The following is a 4,324-nucleotide window of genomic DNA, read 5'->3' on the forward strand; positions in this document are numbered from 1 at the left end:
AGAAACCAGAGCGCAAACGCAAGAATCTCATTGGCTTAGGTATAAAACAGGATCAAGCGTATGCTTGGAGTAGAACAAGGATGGGAGGCTGGGCGGTAGCCCAAAGTCCTATACTGAGGACTACTATTACTGAAAAACGTCTAAGAAAAAGAGGTTACGAAAGTATGCTGGCGTACTACCTTAATGTAAAGTTCTGATATAACGAACCGCCGTGTACGAGACCCGTACGCACGGTGGTGTGAGAGGCGCAGTCCGTTCCTAACTAGGGGCGGACCCGTCTACTCGATTACCTGCTGGCTTTCTTTCCGTAAACTTGCTAGCGTTGGCGTGAAAGCTCTTTTAAATTTGTGAGGCACGAGCAAAGTTTAAATGTGCTTGAACTTGCGTTGGCTTATTCATTAAATATTCCTCTTGTCTGATTAGCAATTTTTATATTTCCAATATTAGGTCTTAAAGTATGATTTTCAGGTAGCTGTATCTTATCAAATGCTAACTTTTCAAACTTTCTAATACCCGAATCAAGACCAACTTTTTCCAAGTATTCCATTTTGCTTTCATTGATTAGGATTTCTAATTGTTCATCAAAATAAATTAATGAACGGTCATAGGCAGTATGATGTAAAGCACAAAGACTAATTCCGTTATCAATTTCATCCGTACCTAGGTCGTGAGAGTGAGGAACAATATGGGCAGCTTCAATTAGTTCAAGACCAATGCCACACATTGCACATTTATTATTGTATGCATCATAAACTTTTCTTCGGAAATTAGGGTCTCTTTTCTGCCTTGCGTGAGTAATTGTTAAAATACCTTCTGTTGTATCGAATTCTCCATCTGCATTATCATTATTTAAATTGTCGGATTGCTCAACTAACTTCATCAATTCTTCATCTTTCAAAAGGTGAATTGAGTTCAAACTTTCTAAATATAGACCAAGGTAATCGGGAATAAAGCTAATTACCGATTGACCATTATTGTCTCTGTAAGCGGCAATTTTTTGTGTTTTGGCTAATTTTTGAACAGAAAATCTAGAGTACAATGAAATTGTTTGCTTTTGATTGAATCTGTCACGCATCATAAAAGGATTCCAAGCTGTAAAAACTTTTTCATCAGCAAAGTAACCTAATACTATTACGTCATTTCCAGAATTTAATGCGTCATTAAAATTCTGTGTTTTTGCAACTTGAATTCTACATTCATCTTGATTACCTCTTCCGTCTCCAGATTCGTGTACATTCTTAATTAGTACATAATATGTCTTTTTGTTTATTGAAAATCTATATGGATTGTTCCCATCAATAAACGCAACGTTATCAGAGTAAAGTCTTAAACTATCAATAAGAAGATACCTTAAGTCTTTCCTGTCTAGTATTGTCGTGTCTCGTACGCTCATAGTTATTGAAATATTGTGATTTTAGTTGTTCTGCAAAAACATTAGCAAGTTTAGGCGGGACTGCATTTCCAACTTGCCTCCATTGTTCTCTAAAATTACCTAAGAAAATATGGTCGTTTTCAAAGGACTGAATTCGTTTTATTTCTTGAATTCTAAGGAATCTATTTTTCCAATGAAAAGGCCCCATATTGTTAGAATGACTTGCTTGTATCGTCCAAGAAGGTCGGTCAGGTGATAGTTTAAGTAAGAAAGACCAATATCGTGAACGCCATTTGAAAATGGGGTTTGGATGACCTCTCTCTTCTGTGAAATATAGATAGTTGTCGCCAGGTGGTATTAGCTTTAATAAATCCTTGTGTTTAGAGCCTGCTTGCATTTTTTTGTCTTCTTCTAAGTCAAAGTCAATATCTCCTAATATATCTCCACAAGTAACCCAAGGTTTTAATCCTTTAATCAGCTTTTTAGGGTCAGAATGAGTTGTTTCTGGATATTTAAAGTCTTCCATTTCTTTTTTTATGCCAATACAAATAAATCTTTGTCTTGTTTGAGCAACACCAAAGTCGGCAGCATTTACAACTTTATGGAATATTTTATATCCTAATCTTTCACTTTCTTTTTCTACTAATTCTAAGGCTGCTTTATGAGGCTTAAATACAAAGCCAGCAACATTTTCAAAGAAAAAGAACTTAGGCTCTAATTCTTCAACGGCACGGAAATAATTCGAAACTGTTGTAAATCCATCAATATCGTCTATACCTCTATCTTTTTCAGTTCGATAGAATCTTGATTTTGAAAAAGGTGGGCAAGGTGGACCACCAACTAAACCATCAATCTCATTATGTTTCGCTTTTATTTTTTTGAAGTCAATATTTACAATATCGTCACAAACAACCTCACAATCAGTAAAGTTTTGTTGTAAAGATTCACAAGCTCTATCCCAAATATCAGAAGCGAAAACAGTTTGAAATCCAGCTTCTTCAAAACCAAAATCGATACCACCAACGCCTGAAAAAATGCTTACTATTTTTGGCTTTGTCATATGTTAGAAATTAAGTGTTTAACGATTGCTTCTCCAAGTAAAGATGGAACTGCATTACCTATCTGTTTTTGAACTGAGCGTCTTGTTCCAACAAAATGATAATCTTCAGGAAACGTTTGTAGAGCTGCTATTTCTGGAACTCTTAATCTGCGATTATTCCAATGAAAAGGACCTACCCAAGGACCAGGTTGAGCCGCAATAGTCCAAGAAGGCAGATTAGGATGAAGTTTTAATAGAAAACTCCAAAATCTTTTATTTGCTTCAAATTTGGGATTTGGGTGTCCGTCTCTTTCTGTTAAAGCAAAATAATTTTTTCCTGGAGGTATTTGCTTTAGTTCTTCATCATAAGTTTTTCCAGTAGTTAATTCTGCTGGTTCAAAGTATTTATCATCATCAAATTTCCCAATCCAATCTATTACTCTCTCATAAGGTTTTAATTGACTGTTAAGAAGTATTTCTTTGTCGCTTCCGTGTGTTTTAATGGGTTCGCCCACAATTTCTTTACGAGAAGCAATAAAAAACACTCTTTTTCTTTTTTGAGGAACACCAAAATCAAGTGCATTTGCTCTATACACAATGTATTTATAGCCTAGTTTATCTATTGCTTCTTCTAAGTTTTGGACGGCTTGTTTGTTTTTTGGATGAAGTAAGCTTTCTACATTTTCCAAAATGAAACCGTCAGGATTTAATTCCTCAATCATTCTTAAGTAATTACCAATCATATTTCTTGGGTCTTCACTACCAAGCCTGTTTTTATGCGTTACCCAATAACCAGCTTTGGAAAAAGGCTGACAAGGAGGTCCTCCAACAAGGATTAATTTTTCAGGATTATGTGCTTTGATTATTTTAGAATAGTCAACTGCACTCATCTCTTTAATGTCCTTGTGAAAGTGTGAGGAATGCGAGAAATATCCGTTTCTCTTCATTGTAGCTACACTATCTCTGTCAAAATCTAAGCTTGAAATTACTTTGCTTCCTGCAAGTTGAGAACCAATGTCTAGACCACCTGCACCAGAAAAGAATCCAATAGTTTGTATTTTGCTGTCAATAATTTGTTCTATTTTATCATTTACAGTATATCCTCTTTTCTCATATTTAATCCCGAGAAATTGCTCTTTTTTAATTTTAAATTCATTTTCAAATAACCGCAATTGTGGCTCTTCTAATAATGATAAAAATTCTCTTTCTAACTTGTAAGTTGCTAGCATATATGTTAATTCTTTTTTTCTAACGACTCAACGAGTAAATCTTTAGCTTCAATGTTTAAAATCTCTCCTATTTTGTATAAATCTTCAATACTTGGTTGTCTTCTATTCTGAACATAGGAATTTACCATATTATAGCTTTTTCCTAATTTTTCAGCAAGCCAAGTCTGCTTTATACCTCTTTCTTCTAAAACTTCTTTTATCCGATTCATTTCAGATTGTTTTCTATTTCTCAAATATAGCGTGATATTTTAACATCTCATATAATGAGCTAAATATTTATCAACAATTTCGGGTGGCGGTGGGGAAGGGCAAGCTCTTTTTATTTTGCGAGGCACGAGCAAAATGAAATGTGCTTGACCGTGCGGTGGCTCTTTTTTTAGCTTGCAGGTAACGGTCTCGGCTATGAGTAGTTGCGTGGGTTAGCACTTAAATTTGCAAGTACACACCAAGTTGGAAATTCCGCAGGAATTTCCAAAGTAGGAGAGAACAAGCAATTACTTATAGCATCTATGTAAAAGCAGCCTGTCGAGTATCTTTAAGATTCACCAAAATCAAAAGATATGAAAACACAACAAACTGCTCCACCCAAGTTATTCATTGGTATCGACATACACAAGCGAAGTTGGAAGGTACACTGTTCGACCGATCTTTTCTCTGGCAGGACCTTTTCCATGTCCCCGGACC

At 35.4% G+C, this 4,324-nt stretch carries 4 protein-coding genes and 1 pseudogene; 1 reads left to right on the top strand and 4 read right to left on the bottom strand.

Translation table 11 applies throughout. From position 1 onward, the window contains the following. A pseudogene (locus BFP75_RS15920) lies at nt 1-197 on the top strand (group II intron reverse transcriptase/maturase); the annotation flags it as partial. A 194-nt stretch (nt 198-391) separates the two neighbouring features. Here BFP75_RS15920 and BFP75_RS15925 read toward each other — a convergent pair. The 4 genes from BFP75_RS15925 to BFP75_RS15940 are packed head-to-tail and all read right to left on the bottom strand — an operon-like array spanning nt 392 to nt 3,849. After that, nucleotides 392-1,393 carry an HNH endonuclease gene (locus BFP75_RS15925; RefSeq protein ID WP_099546355.1) on the bottom strand — a complete coding sequence of 334 codons (1,002 nt, stop codon included), beginning with the start codon at nt 1,391-1,393 and terminating at the stop codon, nt 392-394. Beyond that, complete coding sequence (locus BFP75_RS15930) at nt 1,335-2,432, bottom strand: DNA cytosine methyltransferase (protein WP_099546356.1); 1,098 nt, start codon at nt 2,430-2,432, stop codon at nt 1,335-1,337. The genes BFP75_RS15925 and BFP75_RS15930 overlap by 59 nt, the downstream gene beginning before the upstream one ends. Further along, on the bottom strand, nt 2,429-3,640 hold the full coding sequence (locus BFP75_RS15935) for a DNA cytosine methyltransferase (RefSeq protein ID WP_099546357.1): 1,212 nt from the start codon (nt 3,638-3,640) through the stop codon (nt 2,429-2,431). Before BFP75_RS15935 ends, BFP75_RS15930 begins: the two co-directional genes overlap by 4 nt. 5 nt (nt 3,641-3,645) lie before the next feature. Further along, complete coding sequence (locus tag BFP75_RS15940; RefSeq protein ID WP_099546358.1) at nt 3,646-3,849, bottom strand: helix-turn-helix transcriptional regulator; 204 nt, start codon at nt 3,847-3,849, stop codon at nt 3,646-3,648. Nucleotides 3,850-4,324: the final 475 nt, after the last annotated feature.

This window comes from Maribacter sp. 4G9, from assembly GCF_002742265.1.
Classification (GTDB): Bacteria; Bacteroidota; Bacteroidia; order Flavobacteriales; family Flavobacteriaceae; genus Maribacter.

Coding starts and splice junctions, on each gene's coding strand:
- BFP75_RS15940 (WP_099546358.1), bottom strand. CDS start 3,849: ATGAATCGGATAAAAGAAGTTTTAGAAGAAAGAGGTATAAAGCAGACT.
- BFP75_RS15935 (WP_099546357.1), bottom strand. CDS start 3,640: ATGCTAGCAACTTACAAGTTAGAAAGAGAATTTTTATCATTATTAGAA.
- BFP75_RS15930 (WP_099546356.1), bottom strand. CDS start 2,432: ATGACAAAGCCAAAAATAGTAAGCATTTTTTCAGGCGTTGGTGGTATC.
- BFP75_RS15925 (WP_099546355.1), bottom strand. CDS start 1,393: ATGAGCGTACGAGACACGACAATACTAGACAGGAAAGACTTAAGGTAT.